The 24,166-nt window shown below is 69.3% G+C and carries 11 protein-coding genes and 1 pseudogene; 1 reads left to right on the top strand and 11 read right to left on the bottom strand.

Features of this window, described 5'->3' with window-relative positions; all coding sequences use genetic code 11:
• The 11 genes and pseudogenes from WMF29_RS17770 to WMF29_RS17720 form a co-directional block, all read right to left on the bottom strand.
• Entirely contained in the window at nt 1–822 is an 822-nt protein-coding gene (locus tag WMF29_RS17770; RefSeq protein ID WP_437329968.1) for a phospholipase D-like domain-containing protein, read from the bottom strand.
• On the bottom strand, nt 819–2,684 hold the full coding sequence (gene drmB / locus WMF29_RS17765; RefSeq protein ID WP_437329967.1) for a DrmB family protein: 1,866 nt from the start codon (nt 2,682–2,684) through the stop codon (nt 819–821). The genes WMF29_RS17770 and drmB overlap by 4 nt, the downstream gene beginning before the upstream one ends.
• Nucleotides 2,684–6,172, bottom strand: a complete 3,489-nt coding sequence (gene drmA, locus WMF29_RS17760; RefSeq protein WP_437329966.1) for a DISARM system helicase DrmA — start codon at nt 6,170–6,172, stop codon at nt 2,684–2,686. Before drmA ends, drmB begins: the two co-directional genes overlap by 1 nt.
• Nucleotides 6,169–7,216 (bottom strand): annotated as a pseudogene (locus WMF29_RS17755) (PDDEXK nuclease domain-containing protein). The gene drmA and the pseudogene WMF29_RS17755 overlap by 4 nt, the downstream one beginning before the upstream one ends.
• A gap of 77 nt (nt 7,217–7,293) precedes the next feature.
• Nucleotides 7,294–11,373: a DNA methyltransferase gene (locus WMF29_RS17750; RefSeq protein ID WP_437329965.1), complete on the bottom strand. Its 4,080-nt coding sequence runs from the start codon at nt 11,371–11,373 to the stop codon at nt 7,294–7,296.
• A 21-nt stretch (nt 11,374–11,394) separates the two neighbouring features.
• The gene (gene drmD / locus WMF29_RS17745) at nt 11,395–15,066 is read right to left on the bottom strand and encodes a DISARM system SNF2-like helicase DrmD (RefSeq protein ID WP_437329964.1); all 3,672 of its coding nucleotides are present in this window, start codon (nt 15,064–15,066) and stop codon (nt 11,395–11,397) included.
• A gap of 266 nt (nt 15,067–15,332) precedes the next feature.
• Entirely contained in the window at nt 15,333–16,853 is a 1,521-nt protein-coding gene (locus WMF29_RS17740) for a glycine betaine ABC transporter substrate-binding protein (protein WP_437329963.1), read from the bottom strand.
• Nucleotides 16,850–17,644, bottom strand: coding sequence for an ATP-binding cassette domain-containing protein (locus WMF29_RS17735; protein WP_437329962.1), 795 nt, complete (start codon nt 17,642–17,644; stop codon nt 16,850–16,852). The genes WMF29_RS17740 and WMF29_RS17735 overlap by 4 nt, the downstream gene beginning before the upstream one ends.
• A complete protein-coding gene (locus WMF29_RS17730; RefSeq protein WP_437329961.1) occupies nt 17,641–18,930 on the bottom strand; it encodes an SUMF1/EgtB/PvdO family nonheme iron enzyme in 1,290 nt (429 codons plus the stop codon). The genes WMF29_RS17735 and WMF29_RS17730 overlap by 4 nt, the downstream gene beginning before the upstream one ends.
• Nucleotides 18,927–19,892, bottom strand: a complete 966-nt coding sequence (egtD, locus tag WMF29_RS17725; protein ID WP_437329960.1) for an L-histidine N(alpha)-methyltransferase — start codon at nt 19,890–19,892, stop codon at nt 18,927–18,929. The genes WMF29_RS17730 and egtD overlap by 4 nt, the downstream gene beginning before the upstream one ends.
• A gap of 524 nt (nt 19,893–20,416) precedes the next feature.
• Nucleotides 20,417–21,736, bottom strand: coding sequence for a peptidylglycine alpha-amidating monooxygenase (locus tag WMF29_RS17720; protein WP_437329959.1), 1,320 nt, complete (start codon nt 21,734–21,736; stop codon nt 20,417–20,419).
• An 863-nt stretch (nt 21,737–22,599) separates the two neighbouring features.
• Here WMF29_RS17720 and WMF29_RS17715 point away from each other — a divergent pair.
• Entirely contained in the window at nt 22,600–24,138 is a 1,539-nt protein-coding gene (locus WMF29_RS17715) for an IS1182 family transposase (protein WP_437331134.1), read from the top strand.
• Nucleotides 24,139–24,166 lie beyond the last annotated feature (28 nt).

Genomic DNA, 24,166 nt, shown 5'->3' with positions numbered 1-24,166 from the left:
TCACGCCCTCACGACCACCCCCGCATCCACCAGGTTAAGCCATTGCCTCTCGAGGGACGCCGCGAACCCCTGGTCCTCGATCGCCACCCCTGCCTCCAGGTTACGCGTCTGCCCGCGATCCGTGAAGTTCGCCGACGTGATGAGCGTGTACTCATGGTCGATCACGACACACTTCGCGTGCAGGCTGACCGCGCTCTGCCTGTCTGCCGTCCTCGGGTCGAAATAGACGACCGGCCTCGGATCGCCGAACGGCCACATCAGCCGGAAGAACAGCGCCACCACGGCCTGCCCCCGCGCCACATTCCCCTTGGCCGCCACGAGCGGCGCCGACACCAGGGGCCAGCTCTGCCCTGCGCCCCTTGCCGCCTGCTCCAGCCGCTTGGCGAGCTGATCCACGTCCACGAAAAGATCCGCCGTCACCCCATGGTCGACCATGCCCCGGTGCAGCGACGCGAAGAGCTCCGCGCCGTGGTCGATGGAATAGCCGGCGACGAGCACGTGCTGCCGCGCCCGCTCGAAGAGCTCGGGCAGGAGGACCCGCGTGTGGCGAGAATGGCTGACGCCCGGGTCGTCGCCCGTCCAGACCAGGGTGAGCCTGGCGGCCTTGCGATGCCGCCGCTCGGCGAGCACGACGTCGACGACCGCGTGAATGCCTTCCCGACCGAGCTTCAGATAAGGCCGCAACGCGTCGACGAGGTGCCCGAAGCCGTTGGCCCGCAGGCCCGTCTCGTTCATCGGCGCGCGCACGTCCCCCCGGTCGAGCGCGGCGACGAGGGCAAGGAGATCCTGCTCCGTGACCGCGGATAACCCCGCCCCCGTCACGGCCGGACCTTGAAGAAGGCGAGCTCGGGATCGTGCCCCATCGCTGGCACGACGAGCGCCCGGTCCAGGTAGCGGTTGAATCGCTCACACGCTGGCTCTGCGACGAACAGGCACCCATGGCAGGCGGCGCCCTCGAGGTGGCGCCCCGACTGGTCCCCGGGCGAATGATGCGCGCAGACCGGATCGTTCGAGCACAGCGAGGCCATGTCCCAGGCGCGACGGAGGTGCCGGCCGATGAAGCGACCTTGTTCGACGAGCCCTCCGAGCGTGCCCTCGGCGCCGCTCGTGCCGGTCATGATGAAGATCGCCGCCATCGGCAGGTCGTCGGTCGCCGGCGCACAGTAGATGCGCTCGGAGAGCGCGCTCGCCGAATAGCCGCACTGGAGCGAGATCGAGGACACGAGGAGGTGCGAGAGCGAGTGCAGAAGGTAGAACCTGGCCCCCGGAAACTTCGGCCCCCGGTTGTTTCCCTTGTACTCCTGCTTGTACCCTTCGGCGAGCTCCTCCTCGCGACGAATCACCGGGGGTCGGCTCTCCCATTTCCGAACCGCCTCTTCGTCCAGGCAGACCAGCACGCCCTCGCCGAAGATCTCTGCCGCCGGCAGCCAGGTCGGCGTCAGCCCGAGCGGCTGGAGGGTGCTCGTGTCCTCGGTTTCGCCCTGCAGGTTCATCTGCGTTGCCGACAGGCGCGTCAGGCCGATCTGGGCGCGCACCTGACGCACCTTCTTGGCGAGCACGATGCGGCTCACCTTCGGCGGCAACGGATGCCGCTTCGGGGACAGGCGACAGGCGAAGAAGTCCTCGTCCCGCGGCGGAAGCTGGCCATCCACCTCGTCCTTCGCCTCGAGGAAGACCTTGTACTCCGCGGTCCGGAGCTCGTCCCTCGCCGGAGACTTGCCCTTGCGGATCGTCTCCATCGCGGTCCACACCTGGTCGTCGTCGTAGTCGCGCAGCGCATTGCGCACGGAGGCCACGACCTTGCGCAGCAGCGCGAGCTCCTCGCGCTTGGCCTCTTGCACGACATTCCACACGTCCGCTTCGCTGACCTTGTTCAGGACCTCGCGCGCCTTGTCGGGGATCGACAGCGCGCTCATCCATTGCGAGAAGTAACCGCTGCTCGCCGTGCGGACGAGCAGGTTGAGCTTCTCCTCGCAGCCCTTCTCCTCGCGTCCCTCGACGCCGAGCCACGGCCTTTCCCCCCGGCACTGGGGCAGGATCTTGGGCTCGCGCGCCTCCGAGAGCTTTCGCTCCGCGCCGCAGACGCCGCAGCAGACGCGGATATGGGCGAAGTCGCCGGACGCGTCCTCCTTGAGATGGAGATCCAGCGATTCGCACCGCGTCTCCTGGGATGGGTGCACGAACCAGCTCCAGGGGAACTCGTCGAGGTGGCCGCGCTTGCACGTCGCCACGAACCGCACGGGGACGCAGAAGCCCTGCTGGGTGTTGGTGCAGCGGTGAACGTAGCGCCCCTTCTCACGCTCGAGGTTCCTCGACGGCCCGAGCGCGCGACAACGCTGGCAGAGGAACCACGACGGGAACTCGGCGACCTGGATACCGTTGTATTGCGACGGCGCGTCGTCGTCGCCCGCGGGGGGTAGCCGGAACGCGCGGTTGATGCTGAGCTCGATCCCGAGCTTCGAGCCGACCCTGGCGATGATGGCGTCGCGCAGGCGGGGCTCGTCGATGAAGCCTTGATCCTTGTGCCTGTCGTAGCGCCAGAAGTCGGTGCCGCCGATGAGCACGGCGTGGTCGAGCAGGTCGACCATCGCGCCCGGACCGAACGTCATCACGACCTGGCCCAGCCGGATCTTGCCCTCGGGGGGCTTGTGCCCGCCCTTCGCGGTCTTCTTCGCGATGGCCATCAGCTTTGCCTCCCCAGGCGTCGCCCGATGAGCCAGAGGTGCGCGGTCGACTCGACGTCCCGCAGCGACGTGGGCGCCGCGAAGCGGCCATCGGGCGTGTCGGGACCTGGGCGCTCCTCGTCGAGCGGCGTGTAGAGCAGCGGCTTGCCGCCGACCTTCTCCCGGTCGAACTTCGAGTACCGGCGCTGCTTTGGCTCCTCGGGGGTCGACCGCACCAGATCGGTCCAGGTGTCGAGCAGGTTGTGCCCGCGCATCCGGAGCTCTTCCTCGAGCTTCTTTTGCCCGTCCTGGTTCAGCTCGGGCTGGCCGCTCGCGCGCGCGGCGATCTGGTCGAGGACGGCGTTCGCCAGGTGCCGGTTTGCCGGCAGCGCCATGGCGCCCTTCGGCAGCGTCAGATCGCGGGAGGCGAAGCGGACCATCGCGACGAGCATGCCGACGAGGCCGCGGTCGAGGGCGGGACCCGAGAACGGCGTCACGCTCGTGGCCTCGACGAAGCGGTAGAAGCTCTCGTGGTAGGCGGCGAAGTGCTCGTAATGGGAGCGATCCCGCGGCTTGTGGAGGTTGTACACGGTCACCACGAGCCCCGGCCACCTGTCCTGGCGGCCGACGCGGCTCGACGCCTGGATGTACTCGGCCGTCGTCTTCGGCTGCCCCGCGACCACCATCAGGCCGAGTCGATCGATGTCGACGCCGACCGAGATCATGTTGCTCGCGAGCAGCACGTTGATCCGCTCGGGATCGCTCCAGGGCTTGTTGAGCCGATCCTTGGTGCGCTTCACCGCGTCGGTGTGCTCGCGGCTCGTCAGCTCGACCGGCTCGCCGATATCCCGGTTGGCGAACCAGAGGTGCTTGCCCGTCGCGTTCATCGGCCGCGCCTCTTCCGCCTGCGCGGCGCGGCCGAGCACCTCGTCCTCGACCAGCCGCCGCATCCCTCCGAGCTCCCGGAGGCTGTTGAAATAGCCGGCGAGCGTCATGTACGCGTCCGCCGTCTGCTGGGGCGACGACGACGGGTCGTAGGTCCTCATCGCCCCCGCGAGCAGCGTCCGGTACACGCGCAGGAGAATCGCCTTCATGCTGCGCCCCTGCGCGGCCACGCCGACGTATTTCCGGCCGGGGCTCTTCGTGTCGACGGTCGCGAAGTACGTCTCGGAGTCGTCGATGCCGGGCGGCGGGAACACGCTCACCGTGCTCGCCGGGCGACCGAAGAGCGCCTGGATCTGCGTATCGGCGCGGCGGACCGTGGCTGTCGCGGCCAGCACCTTGGGCCGCACGACGCCGGTGCTGGTCTGGCGCGAGCAGAGGGCGTCGACCGCCGTCTCGTAGAGGCCGACCATGGTGCCGAGGGGGCCCGAGATCAGGTGCAGCTCGTCCTGCACGATGAGCTCGGGAGGCGCGAGGCCGCCGGGGAGGTTCTTCGCCGTGCGCGGTGGCTTCCCGTCCATCGGGCCGTAGAAGCGCCGGCCGTCGCGCGCGCCGACCTTGCCGAACAGCATGCCGGCCTCGCCGCGCCAGGGCATCATCGCGAACTTGTCGACGGTGGCGATGAGGAAGCTCGGCAGCTCCCGGTAGACCTGCTCGTCGACGAAGACGACCGGGATGCCCTCGTCGTTGTTGGCGCGCGAGAACTCGCAGATCTCGCTGGTGCAGCCGACCCGCACCTCGTCGGGCGCGGTCTTCGAGGGCAGGAGCGTCAGGCTGCCCGCGCCGAGCTCCTTGCCGCACCACGGGCAGGTGGGCAGCGGGCACGGATTGCCGTTCGCGCCGAGCTTGAAGCCTGTGACGAGCTTCGACGCCTCGTCCAGGGTGTTGGCCGTGGCGCTGCGCCCGACCCAGAGGCCGACCGAGAAGCGCGTGTCGCCGAGCACCGCGGGCATCTTCCGGCGCTGGGATTCGAGCGCGCAGACGAGCGTCGCCGCGCGGCCGAGCTGGTCGAGCGTGAGCAGGCGCAGGGTATACCGGAGGAGCACGGTGACGCCGAGCCCGCCGTCGGGCAGCTTCGCCCGCCGCAGGCGGCGGAGGAGCAGGCAAAAGGCGATGACGCCGAGGTAGGCCTCCGTCTTGCCGCCGCCGGTCGGGAAGAAGATCAGCTCGACGCGCTCGCGATCGGGGTGCTCGCCGCTGGCCACGCCGTGGAGGTTCATCAGCAGGAACGCGAGCTGGAAGAGGCGCCATTCGGGGCGCTCGCCGCCCTGGTACCGAGAAGGGCTCCGGTGCCGTGCGGCCTCGGCCATCGCCTCGTTGGCCAGGCAGAACGCCTGGCGGATCTGCGCGTCGCTCTCGAGGAGCGCGATGCCCTCCTGGATCCGCCGCCGCGCGTCGTCGGCCTTCCGCATGAGCTCGTCGCGGGTCTCTGCGCGCCTGTCGCCCTCGAGCGCGACGCCTCGCTGCCGCTCGATCCACGCCCCGTAGGCCGCAGGCAGGCGCTGGAGCCGCTCGCGCACCACCTCGGCGCTGTCGAGCTTCGCGAGCTCGTCCATCGCGACGTTCACGTCGTCTTCCTCGTGCGCAACGACCCGCCGCACCTCGTATTCGGGGAGCCATGTGGTCTTCACGCGGGTGACCGGGGGTTTGGGGGCAAAGCCCGGCTCGCCGGGCGAGCCCCCATCGTTGACCAAGGGTTTGGGGGCAGAGCCCGGCTCGCCGGGCGAGCCCCCATCGTCCAATGAGCTCTGACCCGGGGGCACCACGACAGCGACGCCGTGACCGACCGCGTACTCGACGCGCTCACGGAACTGGAGATCGGCGACCTTCTGGTCCCACTGGTCGCTCTCCTCGTCGGAGAAGTTCGGCCGCGGGACGATGCCCTCGGTGCACTCGATCTCCATCTCGATCTGGAAGACCATCTGCTCGTCGCGCCGGCCCTTCTCGCCAGCGCCGCGCTGGTTCACGACGAAGAGCGCGAGCGCCTGCGTCCCCTCCCGGAGCCCGCGCGCGTGCTCGACGGCCTTGAGCTGGCCGTAGATCACGAGGCCCACCGTGTCCCGCAGGCGGATCCCGTTCTTGAGGATCTGCGGGTCCAGCGGGACGTCCGTGGAGATCGTCTGCCGCGGTGTTCGCTTCCAGACGCGCTGCCCTCGGCCGCGCCCTTCGGGCTTCAGGGTCTCGGGGTGATACTCGGCGAAGCGGACGGTGACCTTGACGTCGCGCGTCTCCCTGGGGACGAGCACGCTCATTCCGATGGACGCGGGCCAGAGATTGGGCCGCTTGTCCTCGGGCTCCTCCCCCTGAGTTTCCTCCTCGGGCTCGTCTGGGCCGGCGCCGAGGCTGTCGTCGGCGGTCGGGTCCTCGGGCTCACGTTCTTCTTCGGAGGCGAGGAAGCCGGTGAGGTAGTGGCGGGACGGCGGAAGCTCGAGGACCTCCTGCTCGACGATGCCCTCCTCGTCGAGCTGGTAGGGGCCGATCAGGTCGGCGTGCAGGGCGCGGACGAGGTGGTCGCGGGGGTTCGTGGGCGGGCTCCTCTTCGGCTGCGTCGACGTGCTGTCGCTCATTTGGCCTCCTCGGGCGGCGCGAGCCGCGCGCGTGAATGTTCCACCGCGGCGTGGAGCCTGCGGGCGAGCTCGTCACGGGGCGGCAGGACGGTGAGGTACTCCGCGACGTGGATGCCCGTCTTGCCCAGCTCCAGGAGCTCGATCTGCTCGCGGCGCTTGCCGGCACAGAGGATGATCCCGAGGGGTGTTTCCTCTCCGGGCTCGCGCTCGTGGCGGTCGAGCCAGCGCAGGTAGAGCTCCATCTGCCCCTTGTACTCGGCCTTGAACGCGCCGACCTTCAGGTCGACCGCCACGAGCCGCTGGAGCTTTCGATTGTAGAAGACGAGATCGATGTAAAAGTCGTCCCCGTCGATCTGGATCCGCTTCTGGCGGGCGACGAAGCAGAACCCGCTCCCGAGCTCCAGGATGAACGCCTCCAGCTCGCGCAGGATGGCGTCCTCGAGATCCTTCTCGAGGTAGCGGTCCTGAACGCCGAGAAAATCCAGGACGTAGGGGTCCTTCAGGAGCATCTCGGGGGTGACCTGGTCCTCGGCCCGCAACGCCGCGAGCTGGGCTTCGACGACGCCCTTGGGCGTGCGGGAGAGCGCGGTCCGCTCGTAGAGCATGCTGTCGATCTGCTGGCGGAGCGCGCGCACGCTCCACCGCTCGACGCGGCACATCTCGGCGTAGAACGCGCGCGCGAGGGGAGAACGCGCGCGCGAGGGGAGCCTCGAGCGGCAGCAGGAGGACGAAGTGGCTCCAGGTCAATTGTCGCGACAGCGCCGCGACAATCGGCTCCTCGGGGAAGGCCTCGGCGAACTGGACCATGCGCCGCAGCGTCTTCTCCGAGAACCCGCGGCCGTAGCGGCGCTGGAGCTGCTCCGCGAGCGCGGCGATCACCCTGTCGCCGTAGGCAGCGCGGGCGTACCGGAGCACCTCGGTCCGGATCCGCGCGCCGATGCGCCAGTAGAGCCGGGTGAGCACGGCGTTCACGGTCACCGCCGCCCGCTGGCGTGCCGCCTCGATCAGGCGGCTGATGTCTCCGACGAGCTTCGAGGGCGCCACGGAGGGCGCGGGCGGCGGCTTCGCGAGCGGGGCCGTCCTGGAAGCGCCCCGGCGAGGTCGTGCCGCGGCTCGCCGGATCACGGATCGCTCTCGTCCGCGAAGCCGGGCAACGTGGGCGCCGCCGGCTTGGCGCGCGGGGCACGGGGCTTCTTCGCTGGATCGGCGGGCTTCCTGGCGGCGGGCTTCCTGGCGCCCTTCGCGGGAGGCGCGGCGGCTGCGGCGGCTTGCTTCTCCTGCTCGGCGCGCTCGGCGTTGAGGACGAAGAGGCGGTCGATGACCTCGTCCTCGAAGGACTGCACGGCGGCGCGGTCGTCGTCGGTCTTCGGGCAGTACGGGGGGACGGCGATGTCGCTCCAGCCGTAGGCGGCGATGACGGCGCGGTCCATCTCCTCGTGGAGGGCGCGCAGTTCGAGGATGCGGGGGTCGTCGTTGCCGGGGTCCTTCAAGGCGTTGTAGGTCTTGGTGAGGCCCTGGTTGGTGTCGACCATGAAGCGGGCGCGGGTCTCGTAGAGCTTCTCGCCGATGGCTTCGAGTTCAGGGATGACGGTGCGGGGGTCGGGCTGCGGGAACGGGAAAGTCTCGAAGCAGTCGGAGGCGGCGTAGCGGAGGTCCGTTCTCATCGAGGACGATAAGAGGCGGGCCCAGAGCTCGTGAATGCGCGACTGGAGAAGCGCAAAGTGCGAACATCTATTCAGCGCAAAAAGACAAAGAACCTCACTAAACAACCTTCCCGTCGGCTGAAAAGAAAAGCACGAATGCTTTGTAACCCTCGATATAACCAGACAGCGCTCGATTGCCCCAATGGACGCAGCCATCTCTGGACGATCGCGACCATAGTACTGCCACCAATACGCCTTCATTCGGCGTGCATCAGTGTTGTCACCAAGCTGCTCACGGGAAGGCTTCACTCTTTCCCGCACAATTTGCAGCAAGTCAGGCCACCGCTCGGCTTCAGCGAGACTCATCGAACCGAAGTGAATCGCATATCGACAAAAGTTCTGCAGCGGATCAGAATTCACCTCTTCGCCGCCAATATAGGGGAACATCCGCTCAGAGTTTCTAAAATCCCTCTCAACCAAATGAGCTCGCTCTTCGATAGATATAAAGAAACCGGCTCCCCATGGATTAACACCGAGAAAGCTGACCCCGCGATTGGCAACAAGCCGTTCTGGATTCGGACGTTCTGGCCTCGGACGCAATGACGAGTCGACGATCGAGACCACCTTACCATCAAGGCGATAATTTCCCGAAACGATACGCTGCATGGCCCCAGTTGCGACATGGACTACCGAAACTGAAACAGTGGCATCCCCAGGCCATGACATCGTGCTGGTAGCTTCATATATCACATACCTATGAGCTAGTAGCCACTGCAAGGCAACGGTTCTGGTATCGCCTTGGGCGATCGTGTTGGTCGCGATCAGGCCAATAGTGCCGTTGAACCCGAGAAGTCCAGCACCACGCCGGAAGAAGTGCGCACAAAGGTCTGCACTTCCATGCGCCCCTTCGTGTAGCACCTGAAGCCACGGCAAGTATGCGGGTCCGTTGCTCCGTATGACCCCGTTCTTTCCCGCAAACGGCGGATTCCCCACAAACGCGTCCACCCAAGCCTGCCCGGTAACCTTGTTCCCATCCAGCGGGTCCGCCCTCCCCGGCGCAAACACCTCCGGAAACTCGACCATCCAATGAAACGGCACTTGCTCTCGCCGGATCTCCCCCTGCATCCCCCGCAGCTCCGCCAGGATCTCCCCCGCCGTCTCCCCCTCCCCCCGCTTCTCCGCCGCGAGCCACGCCGTCACCCGGTCCAGCCGCCGCGTCCGCTCCTTCTCCCGCTCCTTGTCGCTCTTCTGCCCGAAGAACGCCCCCACCACGAGATCCGCGACCAGCCGCACCCGGTCGAGCGCGTCCTCCGCATCGAACAGCAGCCGCTCCTTCTCCCGCTGCGCCGCGTACGTCCCCTCGCCTGCCAGCTCCAGGATCCTCTTCCGGATCCCGATCGCCTCGTCCAGCGCCTCTGACAGGAGCCCCGCCGACAGCTCCACCTGCGCCTGCGGCTTCCAGTGAAACGCCCGGATCTGCTCGAACCCCAGCCCCACCAGCGAGTCCCCGTGCCGAATCGCGTGGTCCACGAACGTGAAGGGCTCGTTCCTCGCCATCGTCACGAGCCACAGCGACAGCCGCGCGAGCTGCACCGCGTACGTGTTCTTGTCGACGCCGTACAGGCACCGCTGCGCCACAAGCCGCCGCGCATGGTTCACGACGTCCTCGTGCGCGCTGGCGATCACCTCCAGCCGCCCTTCCCGCGTCCAAGCCGCCACCACCCGATCGGCCAGGTACCGGCACGCCGCGACCAGGAACGCCCCCGACCCCACCGCCGGATCGCAGACGACCAGGTTCAGCAGCGTCTCCGAGCTCGGCGCCTCCCCCATCGCCTTGATCAGCGGCTCCAGCGTCCGCTCCACGATCGGCTCGGTCAGCGTGCGCGGCGTGTAGTGGCTGCTCGTCCGCCGCCGCTCCGGCCCCGGCTGGATCACCAGCGTCCCCGCGCCCGCCCGCTCCGGGGTACGCCCGCTCAAGGGCTCCATCGCCCCGAGCGCCTCCTCGGCCTTCTTCGCGCTCTTCACCGCCTCGGCGATCTTCGCCGCCACGTTCTTGTCGAACCCGAGCTCGTCCTGGAGCCACCGCTCCCGCTGGTTCGCCGGCGCCGCGAGCAGCGCGTCCGCCTCCACCCAGACCCGCGCCGCGCCCTTCTTGCTCCCGAGCCGGATCCGCACCGCGCCGCGCTCGATACGCTTCACCCCGAAGCCCATCAGCGCCTCGTACACGCTGCCGATCTGCTCCACGTCGAGCGCCTTGTACGAGAGCCGCTGGCCGCCCAGGTAGAGCAGCCGCTCCAGCACCGAGTACACGGTCAGGTCGTCGACGCTGGGCAGCTTCACGGCCGCGCGCGCCTCGGCCTGCGTGATCGGCGCGCTCCCCTCCGGCCCCCACCCCTCGAGGAACGGATAGGCGTTCGGCTCGAAGAGCTGCCCCCGCCGCGCCGGGATCACGAGCTCCCCGTGCGACACACCGAGATAGACCGCCCGGAACAGCCCTACGAGCCGCGGGTACGCCCCGAAGCGCCTGTGCATCGTGTCGGGGTACTTCCCGAAGTCGGCCTGGAGCGCGTCGAACAGCCCGAGCAGGCTGTAGCTCCGCGCGAACAGCGGCTGCTCGGCCGGCAGGAGCCCCCGGTCCTCGCAGTAGAGCAGGAACACGAGCCGCAGCAGCACCGTCAGCAGGCCCGCGTAGAGGTGGTCGTCCTCCCGCTCCAGCGCGTCCCGGAGCGCGCCCGTGCCGTCCCGCTCCTCGGCGGCGGCGAACCCCGCGAGCAGCGCCTCGAGCGCCTCGAAGACCTGCCGCGAGAGCTCGGTGGTGACGTCGGCGTTGCGCTTGCGGCTCTCGGCCAGGATGGCCGGGAGCGACTGCTCTGCCGCCACGCCGAACCAGCGCTGCCGCGAGAGCAGCATCACGAAGGCATCGAAGATCGGCCGCCCGCTCACGGACGCCATGTCGGCGGCGCGGAACGCGATCCACCCGCTCGACTCGCCGTGCGGCGCGTACACGAGCCGGATCTCGTGGCCGTTCGAGAGGAGCCCGATCGGCACGCGGCACTCCCGGAGCAGCCGCTCGAACTTCGCCTGCGCCGGGTACTCCCACGCGCCGGTGACCTGCTCGGGCTTGTCGAGCTGCTCGACCTCGGGCGGCACCTCCCAGACGAGCATCGCGTACGGCCGCCCCGCCTGCGCCGCGGGCGTGCTGTCCGCCGCGGCGGCCGCCTCCTCCCGGGGCTTGTTCCACCGGAGCGCGCGCGTCGGCCGGAGGAGCTGCTTGCCCTCCACGACGTAGAGCGAGAGCTCCTTCGGGAGCGCCTCGCCCGCGTCGAAGCGCTCGGCGTCGAGCTCGAGCACGGTCGAGAAGAGCCGCGCCAGATCCGGGACGTGCAGCCTCTTCTCGGCGTCCTCCTCGAGGCACTCGAGGAAGGCCAGGTGCGCCTCCCGCGGCAGCTTCTCCGCGCACTGGGCATCGACCAGCACGGGCACCGACACGACGAGCCCCTCCGAGGGCTGCGCCATGCCGATCCATTGCTCGTGGAATCGCTTGTCGGCGTCGCTCATGGCGTCTCTCGTCCCTACTAACTAGATGCTCGTCGTCGGCCAGAGGTACACGAGCCCGACCGGCGCGAGCCGCTTCAGGCTCACGCGGTAGAGCGCCTCGAGCTCCGCCGGCTCGTCCCGGATCTCGTCCTCGATGCGGCCCAGGCGCTTCCTCATGTCCTCTCGCTCGCTCTCGAGCTGCTCCCGCTGCGACTTCATCGTGTCGCCCTCGAGCTCGCCGAAGAGCGAGAGCTGGACGTTCAGCTGGCCCTCGATCTCGACGCGCTGGGCCCTCAAGATCTGCCGCAGATCCTCGGCTTCCTTGGCGCCGCGGGCCGAGAGGAGCTGCGCGGCCTCGTGCGCCCGTCCGTCGGCCTCGTCCTGCACGTGCCGCCAGAGCACGCCGAAGTCGGCGGCGGCCGTCCTCGCCAGGCGCCGGCGAAGGGGCTCCGGGACGGCCGGGAGGCCGCCCACGCGCGTGAGCAGCTCCTCGAGGTGGGCGACGGCCTGGCGATCCTCCTCGGTGCCCATGGGCTTCAGGTGATCGCCGTCGCCGCTCTCGCGGAAGGGCGCGGCGACGGCGATGAGCTCGTCGTGCAGGCGCGCGGCCCCGGGCCCGAACAGGGAGAGGCGACCGAAGGCGATGGCCCGCGGCTCGCCCGAGCGGTCGTCGGGCACGAGCGTCACGCGCGAGAGATCCTGGGCGCCAAAGCCCTGGGCCAGGAAGCGCGCCAGGATGCGCTGCACGAACGGGTGCTCGAGGTGCAGGTGGACGCGCTCCTCGCCCATCCGGTCGAGCGCCTTGAAGACCACGGGCTGCGGCGGAAGCTTGCGCCATTCCCACTCGGGCTCGTCCCTGCGGCGAGGGCGGCGCAGGCTGTCGAGGGTGCGGTCCCAGCTCGCCGGCAGAGGCGGCAGCGCGAACGCCTGCTGCCCCTCCACCTTCTCGGCGTGCGGCGCCAGGGGCGCGGCCCCCGCGAGCTCCAGGCCGACGTCGATGGCGTCGTGCAGGAGCTCCTCCCTGAAGTCCATCACCTTGCGGGATCGGCCGAGGATGCGGCGCGCCTCGTCGATCTCCTTCCTCAGCACGGCCGGGCCTTCGCGCTGGGTCTCGAGCTCGCGCCGGGTCGTCTCGGCCTGCTCGGGGAGCCGCTCGGCCTCGTCGAGGGCGGCCGCGGTGCTCCGATCGATGCCATGGCTGAACGCCCGCTCGATGCGCTCCATGACGACCTCGCCCAGGCTCCCGAGCTCGGTCTGGATCGTCTCGACCTTGCCCACGAGCTTCTCGAGCACCGCGTCCTCGGCGCGCTCCGGGTAGACGAAGTAGTGGCAGCGGACCTTGCTCGCGGGCTGGAGCGTGCGATCGATGCGGCCATTGCGCTGCTCCATGCGGGCCGGGTTCCACGGGACGTCGAAGTGGAAGAGATCGGCGCAGTGGTTCTGGAGGTTCAGGCCCTCGCGCGCGGCGTCGGTGGCGATGAGGACGCGCACGGCGTGCTCCCCCGGATCGCCGTTGAACGCCCGTTGCAGCTCCTCGCGCGCCTCGTCGCCCATGCCGCCGTGGAAGATGGCGATGCGCTCGTCGCCGCGGTCGGTGTCCTCGAAGGCGGCGCCGAGCGTCTTCTGGAGGTAGCGCATGGAGTCGCCGTACTCCGTGAAGATGATCACCCGCCGGTCGCCCCAGGCGCCGCTCCTGCGCTTGCCCCTGTCCGACGTGCCGACCCCTGGGCAGAGCTCCGCGCGGAGCCAGTGCAGGAGCGCCGCCACCTTGGCGTCGGGCCGATGGCGGTGCTGGCGAGAGAGGTCGAGCATGCGCTGGAGCAGCTGGCGGGCGCGCCCCTCGGGGGACGGGAGCGCGGTTGACGCCGAGGCGACCTCGGCCGCGTCCTCCTCGTCGCGCTGCTCGTCGTCGACGCCATACGCGTCGTCGTCCTCGGGCCGCCCGCGCCCGAGCAGCGGCGCAGGCGCTGGTGCGGCGCTCGCCATTCCTTCCAGATCGAGCTGGTCATCCAGCGTGGCGGTGCGCCCCGCCGAGCGGCGGGGATCGGCGCTCGGCGCCCCCTCGTCGACGCGCGCGGCGTGCGCGTTCAGCGTCCGGTGGAACGCTTCGATGCTCGAGAGGAGCCGCTTCTGGAGGTTGATGAAGACGAGCTGCCCACGGCCGCGCTTCGGCTTCATCGTCTCTGTGTACTCGGCCAGGAGGCACGAGAGCTCGAGTTCGGGCGTGCCGACGGGGACGAGCGCGATCTCCGCGGCGAGCTTCTCCCGCTGGCCGGCCTCGGCCTCGAAGCACCGCGCCCGGAAGCCGTCGCCCTCGCGCGTAAGGGCTATCCGGACGACGCTCCGGACGGGGAAATCGCTCTTGCCGAGCGCCTGGAGGTCGCGCTTGAGCCTGCGGACCATCACGGCGGAGAGCGCCTTCGACCCCGCCTGGATGGGGACGCCCCGCGTGAAGCGCTGGGGGTCGAGCATCGCCATGAGGGCGCTGAAGCTGTTCGAGTGACCGTTGTGCGGCGTCGCCGACAGGAAGAGACGGTTCTCGAACCGCGGGCCGAGCTCGTCGCGGATCAAGGTCGTGACGTGGGAGTCGACCGCGTACAGGCTCGCCGAGGCGGGCGCCGCGGTGTGGGCCTCATCGAGCACGAGCAGGCTCTTCTTCATGCGCGCGCCGAGGTGGGCGATGAGCGGCTCGCGGTACTCGGTGCGGCGGAGCGTCTGGTAAGAGACGATGAAGCGGTTGTGGGTGCTCCAGGTGTTGACGCCGAAGCCCCGCTCGCGGCGCCGGCGGGCGACGAGCTCGCGGCCCATGATCTCGAAGCGCTGGCCGAAGCGTTTTTCCATCTCGCCGCGCCACTGGAGGCAGAGGGAGGCCGGACAGACGACGAGGACGAAGTCCACGCGCTGCCGGAGCTGGAGCTCCTGCATGACGAGCCCGGCCTCGATGGTCTTGCCGAGGCCCACGTCGTCGGCGATGAACAGGTTCGCGCGCGGCAGCTCGAGGGCCTTCTTGAGGGGCGTGAGCTGGTGGTCGAGGAGCTTGATGCCAGCCCGGAACGGCGCCTGGAAGAGATCGGCGCGCGTGGCCGTGACGCTGCTCCACTTGAGGGAGTGGAAGTAGGCCGCGAAGCGGCGCGGGGGGTCGAGCGAGGCGACCGCGCCGAGCCCCTCGGCCTCGGGCTGCAGGACCTTCGCGCCGAGCTCGATCTCCCAGAGCACCGAGAGGCGGACGCCCTGCGCATCGTCGTCGAGGCAGACGAGGTCGACGCGGGTGGCCTCGCTCGGGGCTTCGGGCGTGATGACGTCCTCGACGAGGTACTGGCGCTGCCGGACGAGCGCGATGTCCCCCTTCACGGGCGTGAGGCGCGGGGTGACGTGGGCTCCGAAGAGGCCCGTCGGCGGGGCGGTCTTGCGATCGCCGAAGGCCTGGAGGAGCCGCTCTGCGAGCTCCTGGCGCGCGCGGCTGGAAGCGTCGAGGCCGTGGGCCTGGCAGGCAGCGCGGAGCTCGTCGCGGCCCATCCATTCGACCACGGCGCGCATGCGGACCTGCTCGGAGCGCGCCAGGGCGGCGACCAGCTCGGCCTTCGTGCCGCGCTGGGGCACGAAGACGCCGAAGTAGCGCGCGAGCTCGATCAAGCGCCCCCGTGACGGCAGCGACTCGAGGAGCGTGCGAACGGAGGGCGAGGGAGCGGAGGGCAAGGACACGGACATCGACATCGGGGTTCCACGCGCCGCGCAGAGCTGGCGGCCCACGGCAAGGTACGCCTCGGCAACGACACGGTGAAGATTGTTCAGCCGACGGTGCACCGGGTTGCGCGCGAGCGTCGCACGACCTGCTCCTGGCGCTCACCCTCGGCCTGGACCGGGAAAGAGCAAAGCGGCAGCACATCGCGCGGGCATCACGGCGGGCCCGGCGGGTGCTGCTGCGAGCGAAACGTGCGAGCCCCAACGGCCGGCCCGCGGGGGGCCCAGCGCAGGAGAATTCAGCGCCGCAATTCATCGAGGAAACGGCCGGCCACCGCGGCCGGCGAGCCCTTCTTCTCGTCCACGGCCGCGTTCATCTGGCGCATCTTCTGCGCGTCGATCGTCCCCGACAGCCCGCGCAGCGCCTCCAGCACCTCCGGGCGGGTGCGCGCGAGCCGATCGCTCACCAGCACGAGCGCGTCGTACGGCGGGATGGCCCGGCGATCGTCCTCCAGCAGCACCAGATCGTCGACGATGATCCGCCCGTCGGTCGAGAAGGCGGTGATCACGTCCACCTGCTCCGCTCGCAGCGCCTCGTAGAGCAGCGACGGATCCATGCTCCGCGCCTCGCGGAACGCGAGGCCGTACACGCGCTCGATGGCGCGCCACTCCGGCCGCTGGAAGATCTCGTAGTCGCCCCCCACCCGCAGCGATCGCGCGCGCGCCCCGAGATCGCTGATGCGCCGGATCCCCAGCCGCTCGGCCTCGGCCCGCCGCATGGCGAGCGCGTAGGTGTTCTCGAACCCGAGCGCGGCGGCCACGTGGACGTCGTACCGATCGAGCAGCTCCCTCTCCACCGTGGCCAGCACCGACGCGCGGTCCGCGCCCTCCGTGCTCCGTGCCAGGACGTTCGCCCAGAGGGTGCCCGAGTAGTCGACGTAGACGTCGATCTCGCCGCTCTTCAGCGCGTCGAACACCACCGTCGATCCGAGCGATCCCAGCGTCCGCGCCGGCACGCCGGCGACGCGCTCGATCCTCCCGGCGACGATGCCGGCGAGGATGTACTGCTCGGTGAAGGTCTTGGCGCCGACGGTGATGGACACCTGATCGCGCTCGAGGAGGGCGCGCACGACCGGGGTGGCCGCGAAGACCGCGAGCCCGGCGAAGCCGCCGAGACACAGCAGCACGAGGCGCCGGCTGCGGCGCGTGACGCCGGCGAGCAGGCCACGCACCAGGCCGTCCAGCACCAGCGCGAGCCCGGCCGAGGCCACACAGCCGATCAGCACGGCCGTGTAGTTGCGCGTCTGCAGCCCGCTGAAGATGTAGTCACCAAGGCTCGGCGCCCCGACCGGCGTGGAGAGCGTGGCGGTGCCCACCGTCAGCACCGCCGCCGTGCGCACGCCGGCCACGATCACCGGGAGCGCCAGCGGCAGCTCGACGCGGCGGAGCTGCTCGCGGGGCGTCATCCCCACGCCGCGCGCGGCCTCGATCACCGCCGGATCGAGGCCCGAGAGGCCGGCCGCCGTGTTCCTGAGGACCGGCAAGAGGCTGTAGAGGAAGAGGCCGATCAGCGCCGGCAGATAGCCGATGCTGCGCGCGCCCAGGGCCGCGAGCACGGGCACCATGAAGGCCAGGAGCGCCAGGCTCGGGATGGTCTGGACGACGCTCGCCACGCCCAGCACCGGCCCCTCCAGGCGGCGCGATCGCGTGACCAGCACGCCCAGCGGGACGCTCACGGCCACGCCCAGCGCCAGGGCGACCAGCGTGAGCCCGAGGTGGGCGGCGAGGTAGCGCGGGAGGAGGGCGAGCTGCTCCTTCACGAAGCGCCGCCTCCAGCGATCGTTCGCGCGGGCGCGCCCGCGATCAGCGACTCGACGGCGCGCGCCTGCTCGAGCGGGCCGCGCACCAGATCGGCCACGTAGTCGTCGGCCGGCGCGCGCGCCAGCTCGCGGCCGGGCGCGAGCTGCAGGAGGCGCCCGCCGCGCATGACGCCCACGCGATCGCCGAGGAGCAGCGCCTCGACGACGTCGTGCGTGACGAAGATCGCCGAGAACCCCAGGCTCCGGCGCACCCGCGCGAACGATCGCTGGAGGCGCTCGCGCGTGATCGGATCGAGCGCGCCGAACGGCTCGTCGAGCAGCAGCACGCCCGGCTCGGCCGCCAGCGCCCGCGCCACGGCCACGCGCTGCGCCTGGCCGCCGGAGAGCGCGTCGGGCCGCCGATCGCGGACCTCGGCTGGATCCAGCTCGACCAGCTCCAGCAGCGTGTCCACCCGACCACGGATGCGCCTCGGGTCCCAGCCGAGGAGCGCCGGCGTGATGCCCACGTTCTCGGCGACCGTCAGGTGCGGGAAGAGCCCGAGCCGCTGGAACACGTAGCCGATGCGGCGCCGGAGCGCGTGCGGCGGCACGGTGGTCACGTCCTCGCCCTCGACGCGGATGCGACCCGAGCTCGGCTCGATGAGCCGGTTCGTCATCTTCAGCGTCGTGGTCTTCCCCGATCCCGACCCGCCCAGCAGGACCACCAGCTCGCCCGGCTCGACGCGCAGGGAGACGCTGTCGACAGCGGCGATTCCATCGTACCGCTTGGTCACCTGATCGAGCTCGATCATCGCCGCCGAGAGCGTGGCTCCTCGCGTACGACCCGGAAGCTCGAAAAGACATGGGGATAGTCCCGGCGATACCAGTTGCGGAAGCTCGGCCGGAGGAACCCCTCGTCGGTCGCCCACGAGGCGCCGAAGACGACGTCGTGCTCCCCGTCGAAGAAATCCGCCGAGTACCCGGGGTACGTGCGGGCGTACGCGACGAAGCCGGGCAAGGGCGCGAAGGGCGTGGACGTCCACTCCCAGCCATTGCCCACCAGCTCCTCGACGCCGAACGCGCTGGCGCCGTCCGGGTGGCTGCCCGTCGGCACCGGCGACCATCCGCGAAAGCCGAAGTGGCCATGACGCGGCTCGCCCGGCGCGTGCCCCCACGGACGCGCGCGCACACCGCCGCTCGGCTCGCCGAACGCGGCGCGGCGCAGCTCGGCCTCGGTCGCCAGGCGCCCACCGCGCCAGACTGCATAGGCGCGCGCCTGCTCGCCCGAGACCTGCGCCGGCCAGCCCGACGCGACCTCGAAGGAGACCGGCCCGAAGATCGTCTTCACCGCCAGCCCGCCTCCGCGGCGCACGAACGTACGGGGCGTGAGCGCGGCCCGCGCGCCGTCTCCCATCGCCTCGAGGAAGGCCAGGTAATCGCCGTTCCGCACCGGCAACGAGTCGATGGTGAAGCCCGGGACATCGATCTCCGCGCGCCCGAACTCGTTGTCCCAGCCGAACGGGATCGCCTCGAAGTCCGCGCCGATCACCACGCGGCCCGCCGGGACGTGCCGGGGCTCGGCCGCGCGCCCCCCGCCGGCCACGAACGCGGGCGCGCCGTCGGGGCGCCGCGCGTCGCCGTGCTCCTGGAGCATGTACATCAGGGTCTCGTGGTGCATCCGCTCGTGCTCGATCACGAGCTGGAGGATCCGCCCTCGCGCGCCGAGCACATCGTCGGCGCGCGCCAGCACGTCGGGGATGCGCGCCCGCACGGCGCGGCGGACCTCGTCGCGGTACGCGATCACCTCGGCGATCGCCGGCCACGCGTCCCTCGACGCGGCGCGGGCGCCGTCTTCGTTGGCCGGATCGATCCCGCGCTCGAACAGCACGTCGAAATCGCTCCGCATGGGCCCGAGCCCGAGGACGCCTCGGCCGATCTGGTTCCACGCGAAGGCCGGGAGGTGCCCCAGGTAGAACGAGAAGGGGTGTCGCAGCGCGATGGGCCGACGCCCCATCGACGCCTCCGGGACGAGCGCGAACAGGTCGTCGCTGCGGCGCCACGCGGCGGCGAGGAGCGCCTCGAACGAGGCCTCCGTCACGCGTCGCTCCGCCGGAGCAGGGCCAGCGCGAAGAGCTGGTCGGGATCGGTGTGCCACGAAGACATCACGAGCCCTCCGGCCCGGGCCGAGGCCTGGAGCGAGTCGCGCGTGAACTTGCAGCTCACCTCGGTGCGGATCTCGGCGCCGCGCTCGAGATCGAGCCGCAGATCGAGCGCCGGGATCTGCACGCGCATCCGCCGCGTGGCCACGAGGCGCATCTCGATCCACGCCCGCGCCGCGTCGTAGAAGGCGCGGTGCGCGAACGCGTCGGGCGCGAAATTCGCCCCGAAGCGCCGGTTGATCACGCGGAGCGCGTTGCGGTTGAAGGCCGCCGTCACGCCCTCCGGATCGTCGTACGCGGCCTCCAGCCGGGCCGTGTCCTTGACCAGATCGGCGCCGACGAGGAGCGCGTCCGACGGCTCCATGACGCGCGCGACCTCGCGGAAGAATGCGCGCCGCTCGTCGGGGTAGAGGTTGCCGATGGTGCCCGCGAGGAAGAGCACGAGGCGCCCCCCGCCCCGGCCGAGCCGCGGCAGGTCGGTCGTGAAATCACCGATCACGCCGCGGAACGTGTACTCCGGGTAGTCGGTGCGGAGGCGGCTGATCGACGTCTCCAGGAAGAGCCCGTTCACGTCCAGCATCGTGCACGTCTCGCCGCCGCCCACCCACCGCCAGGCGTCGAGCAGGATGCGGATCTTGCGGCCCGCGCCGCTGCCCAGCTCGACGAGGCGCCGCGGCCGGACGGCGCGCAGGATGTCTCCGGCGCGCTGCTCGAGGATGCCGATCTCCGTGCGCGTCGGGTAGTAGACCGCGAGGTGGGTGATCTGCTCGAACAGCTCGCTCCCGAGATCGTCGTAGAAGTAGACGGGCGGGATCTCGGGCAGCGATCGTGTGAGGCTCTCGCGCAACCGAGCGCGCTCATCGGGTGAAGGGTACGCATCCTCCGTGAATGTGGAGCTCAACAGGACCTCCTTGAGGGAGCGCTGGGCAGCGCGTCCATTGGGAGGAGAGCGGCGGACGTCAAGCATCGATCCCCGGCGTGCCGCCGTGGACGATGCTCGGTGAAACCCGGGCAGCGCGGGCGTACTCAAGGGGTGTGCAGAAAACGGGGGCCGGGCAGGTAGAGCCAGTAGGGTACAGCTATACGGTACGATGCCTTCCGCTTGGTGCTACGTCGCGGCAATCCCAGGCGTTTCAGGCGTGGAAACCTGCCTGATCGCATAAGGCCCGTTCTCTCAATGAGCTCGTACAGTCGGACTGCACGAGTCAGGAACGGCTCCGAGAATCTTTACTTTGCGGAACGCGTTTGCTTGTCCTATCCGCTCGCTGAAAGCGAAGCGATCGACGCGGCCGTTCGGGGTGGCGCGCGGATCGAAGAGACCCTCGAAGGCGCGCGCGGTGCTCCTGTTCGCCAGGCTTACGAGCGCTCTCACCGAACGGCGCGCGCCTCCGCTTGGGCACAGGCGCGCGTCTTGCACGAGCTGGTCTATTTTGTCGTCACACAGGACACGTCGTCCGCCGGAGAAGTCCAGTCCCCCACCTTTGAATCTAGCTCTTGAGACGGATAGTACATCACGAAATTATAACACATCTCATCCAGCGTCCGGTCCCCGAATTCCACGGCACTGTTGCCCGGGTTGTCCCACGCGCAACGCGTCCTCACGGTGTCGCCGCCTCGAAGGATGGTATCGTTATCGTACCAGATCTGGTTGTCGAAGTTCCACGGATCGGCGAGCCCCAGGTTGCTCGGCTCGCTGCCGTCCGTGGGCACCGTGTTGCTCGACAGGTGCTTGCCGAGGATGTGCATGTGCGGCATAACACTGATTACCGAAAGCGCCCCCATATCCGGCGGGAACTGGTAATCGCAGCTCACGTCGAGCGAGCCGTGAGGCGGGATGTTGATGTCTTCTGTGCCGAACATGAAGATGCCGGCGTCGCTGGGGCGGAGCTCCGTCGTCGTGCAGACGTCGAAGCCGGTGCTGTCTTGCTGCCCGTCGAGGCCCTTGATGTTGCTGTAGTGCACCTGGATTGTGAAGTGTGCCGTGCCTTCCAGCGGGAAGCCCGCCTCTAGCGGCAGCTCCATGGCCTTGCCGCCGGGCGCCCAGACGGCCAAAAGAGCCCCCATGATGTCGCCCCCATTGCACGGCGTGGGCGTCGAGGGAGACGCCTCATCCGCCTTGAAGAGCAGGATATGGTGTACAATGGTGCTGTTGTCGATGTGGGGCACGACCCCGACGAGGTGTCGTTTCTGGCCGATCTCTACATCGACCCCATAACACATATACTGGTCCTGGACGCCCTTCGGCATGACGTAAGGCGCGGACGGCGCTAGCAGGACATCCGGTGTGCAGCTCAGGGTCGGAGGGTCGATGGTTCCGCCGCCGCCCGGGTCGACGCACGTGTCTTTACCGGCCGGCATGCCGGCGGCGATCCATTGATCGAAGATCGCGAGCTCCGCGGCGGTCAGGCGCTCGGTCGGGGGCGGAGGCATGGGGCGCGCGGTGTCGCGGGCGCGTGCGGCGACGAGCTCGTAGACCTTCTTGTTGGGATCGCTCACCGCGGGCGCGACCAGATCGCTCCGGTCGACCAGCGGGAACGGCGCGCCGAACTTCGGGGACGCCCCGTGACAGGTCTGGCACTTCGTGGAGAGGATCTTGTCGACGTCGCACGGCAGCGCTTCCGCGTTGCCGTTCTCCGGACCGGAGCCGGATGAGCCGCTGCTGCCCTTCTCGGCGTCGCTGCACGCGACAACCACGAGAGCGGATAGGAAGGACAGCGCCGAGAACAAATAACGACTACGATTCATGCGAGCTCCTCGGGGAAAAGTGCGACCTGAATCGGCGTTCGAGCGTATCGAGCGCTGTTCTGCAGCTTTTCGGAAGGGCGGTCGAAGACCGAGATTCCGAAAAACGCCGTCGAATTGGGTGGAAGAAGAACGCGCGCCGCGAGCTCCCGAGAACAGCGGGAGACTTGGCGCGTGAGAGCACCGGCGACCCAGGTCTACGGACGGGCCGGCGACCTGGCGTCGGTGCTCCTTCGGTGAGTGCCCGCCCGCTCTGAGATCGTTCAACGGTGCGCGTGTACCTCGAAGATGTCCTCGCCTGCCCTTGTGGCGGTCGGCGTCGGGTGATCGCGGACCTTCACGATCCCGAGGTGGTGACCGCTATCTTGGTCCACCTGGGGCTGCCGACCGAGGGGCCGGCCATGGCCCGAGCGCGCGACCCAGCGGGGTGCGAGGCGGCGTGACGCGAGCGCGAGGAAGGGGGGCGACGGGGAAGTGTGCCCGCCGGAGGCCACACGCCGCCAGCGCTGCGCCTGGAGCGGGCGAGCTGCCGCGGTCCGTGCATCGGCGGCGGAGCGCCGACGGGGGGCTCCGCAGCAGATCGCCCTTGGATGTCCTAGTACTACAGCCGTCCTTGCGGCCCATCTGCGGCTGTAGGCGGGCGGACGGACATGGATTTCTCGACGATTTTGATGCTTACAGCCGCACCTGGGACCAAGTACGGCTGTAGTACTAGAGGACCGATCAGGTTGATTTTGCGATAATTCCGGTCGCTTCGATGCAAGGCTCGACGGTCTCGTCGGGCCATGATCTCGTCCGCGTCCGGAGGTGCACGGATGGAACGATAGTTGCCGCCGGTGGAGCTGTCGCGGCAAGAGCAGGCGCTGATGAAGCGGCTGACGCGCGTGAGAGCACTGTTCGGCTTTCTCAGGCAGCACCGGCACGAGCTGTTCGATGAGACGTTCCAGGAGCAGCTGGAGGGCATGTACCGGACGACGGGGGCAGGCGAGGCGCCGCATCCACCGGCGCTGATGTGCATGGTCACGCTGCTCCAAGGCTACGTCGGCGCATCGGATGCCGAGGCCGTGGAGTTGTCCGTCGTCGACCTGCGCTGGCAGATGGTGCTCGGATGCCTGGGTGCGGCGACGCCGCCGTTCTCGCAGGGCGCGCTGCAGGCGTTCCGAGAGCGGATGGTCGCGCACGAGATGGACCGGGTGCTGCTGGAGCGGACCGTGGCGCTCGTTCGGTCCGGCGCGATGACGGAGGGCGAAAGGCGTGCGGTGTCGAAAGCGCTGCGGGTGGCCATCGATAGCCGCCCTTTAGCGGGGGCCGGGCGGGTTGAAGACACGATCAACCTGCTCGGCCATGCTGCACGCAGCATCGTCCGCGTCGTGTCGAAGATCACGGAGCGTCCGCCCGAGGAGATCTGCCGCAAGGCGGGCATCCCGCTGCTTCTGGCTCCCAGCATCAAGGCCGGGCTCGACCTCGACTGGAGCGACCCGAAACAGAAGGCAGCGGCGATTCAGATCCTGGAGCGGCAGGTCTCGTCGTTGCAGCAGTGGGTCGACCGCCATCTGGACGACGTCGTCGAGCAGCCGCTTCGCACCTATCTGGATGCGATCACACAGGTCCGAGACCAGGACCTGGAAACAGCCGAGGATGGGACCGTTCGCATCCGGCAAGGCGTTGCGCCTGACCGCCGTGTCTCCATCGAAGACGCCGAGATGCGCCACGGCCGCAAGAGCCGCTCGAAGCGGTTTGACGGCTACAAGGAGCACATCGCACGCGACCTTGACCTTCCCATCATTGTCGCCTGCGCGGTCACGCCCGCGAATCGGCCCGAAGAAGAGGGAGCCTCGCCGATCGCCAAGGACATTCAGCGTCAGCGGTTGCGCATCGTCGAACTCCACATCGATCGCGCCTACGTGAACAGTCCCGTCGTTGATGACGTGATCCGCGCGAAGGGCCGGGGGTTCTCGAAGCCTTGGGGGCAGCGGGCTCGCAGCCTCGCCTTGTTCAGCAAGCGCGACTTCAAGATTGACCTGCGTACCAAGACGATTACATGTCCAGCAGGGCAGGTCGAAGTGTTCGAACCGGGCGACACGGTCGAGTTCGATCCTGAAGAGTGCGGCGCGTGCCCTCTCCGATCCAAATGCACCCAAGCCGCGTCGGGACGAGGCCGAACCGTGTCCATCGCCGAGGACGAAGCGCTGCAGCGCAAGTTCCGGAAGCTACAGCAGACCGGGCCAGGACGCGCCGTGCTCCGGCAGCGCACGGCTGTGGAGCATGCGCTCGCCCATATCGCGGCGCGGAAAGGACACAGCGCGCGCTACATCGGCGCCAGGAGAAACCTATTCGACCTCCGGCGCGCAGCCACCATCCAGAATCTCGAGGCCGCCCAGCGGCTCATCCAGGAGGCGGCATAACCTATCGGAACTAGACGATCTTCAACAT

Origin of the sequence: Sorangium sp. So ce381 (genome assembly GCF_051473845.1) — a bacterium.
Lineage (GTDB): Bacteria > Myxococcota_A > Polyangia > Polyangiales > Polyangiaceae > Sorangium > Sorangium atrum.
Note: the sequence above shows the minus strand (reverse complement) of the source record. Positions and strands in the feature narration are given on the sequence as shown.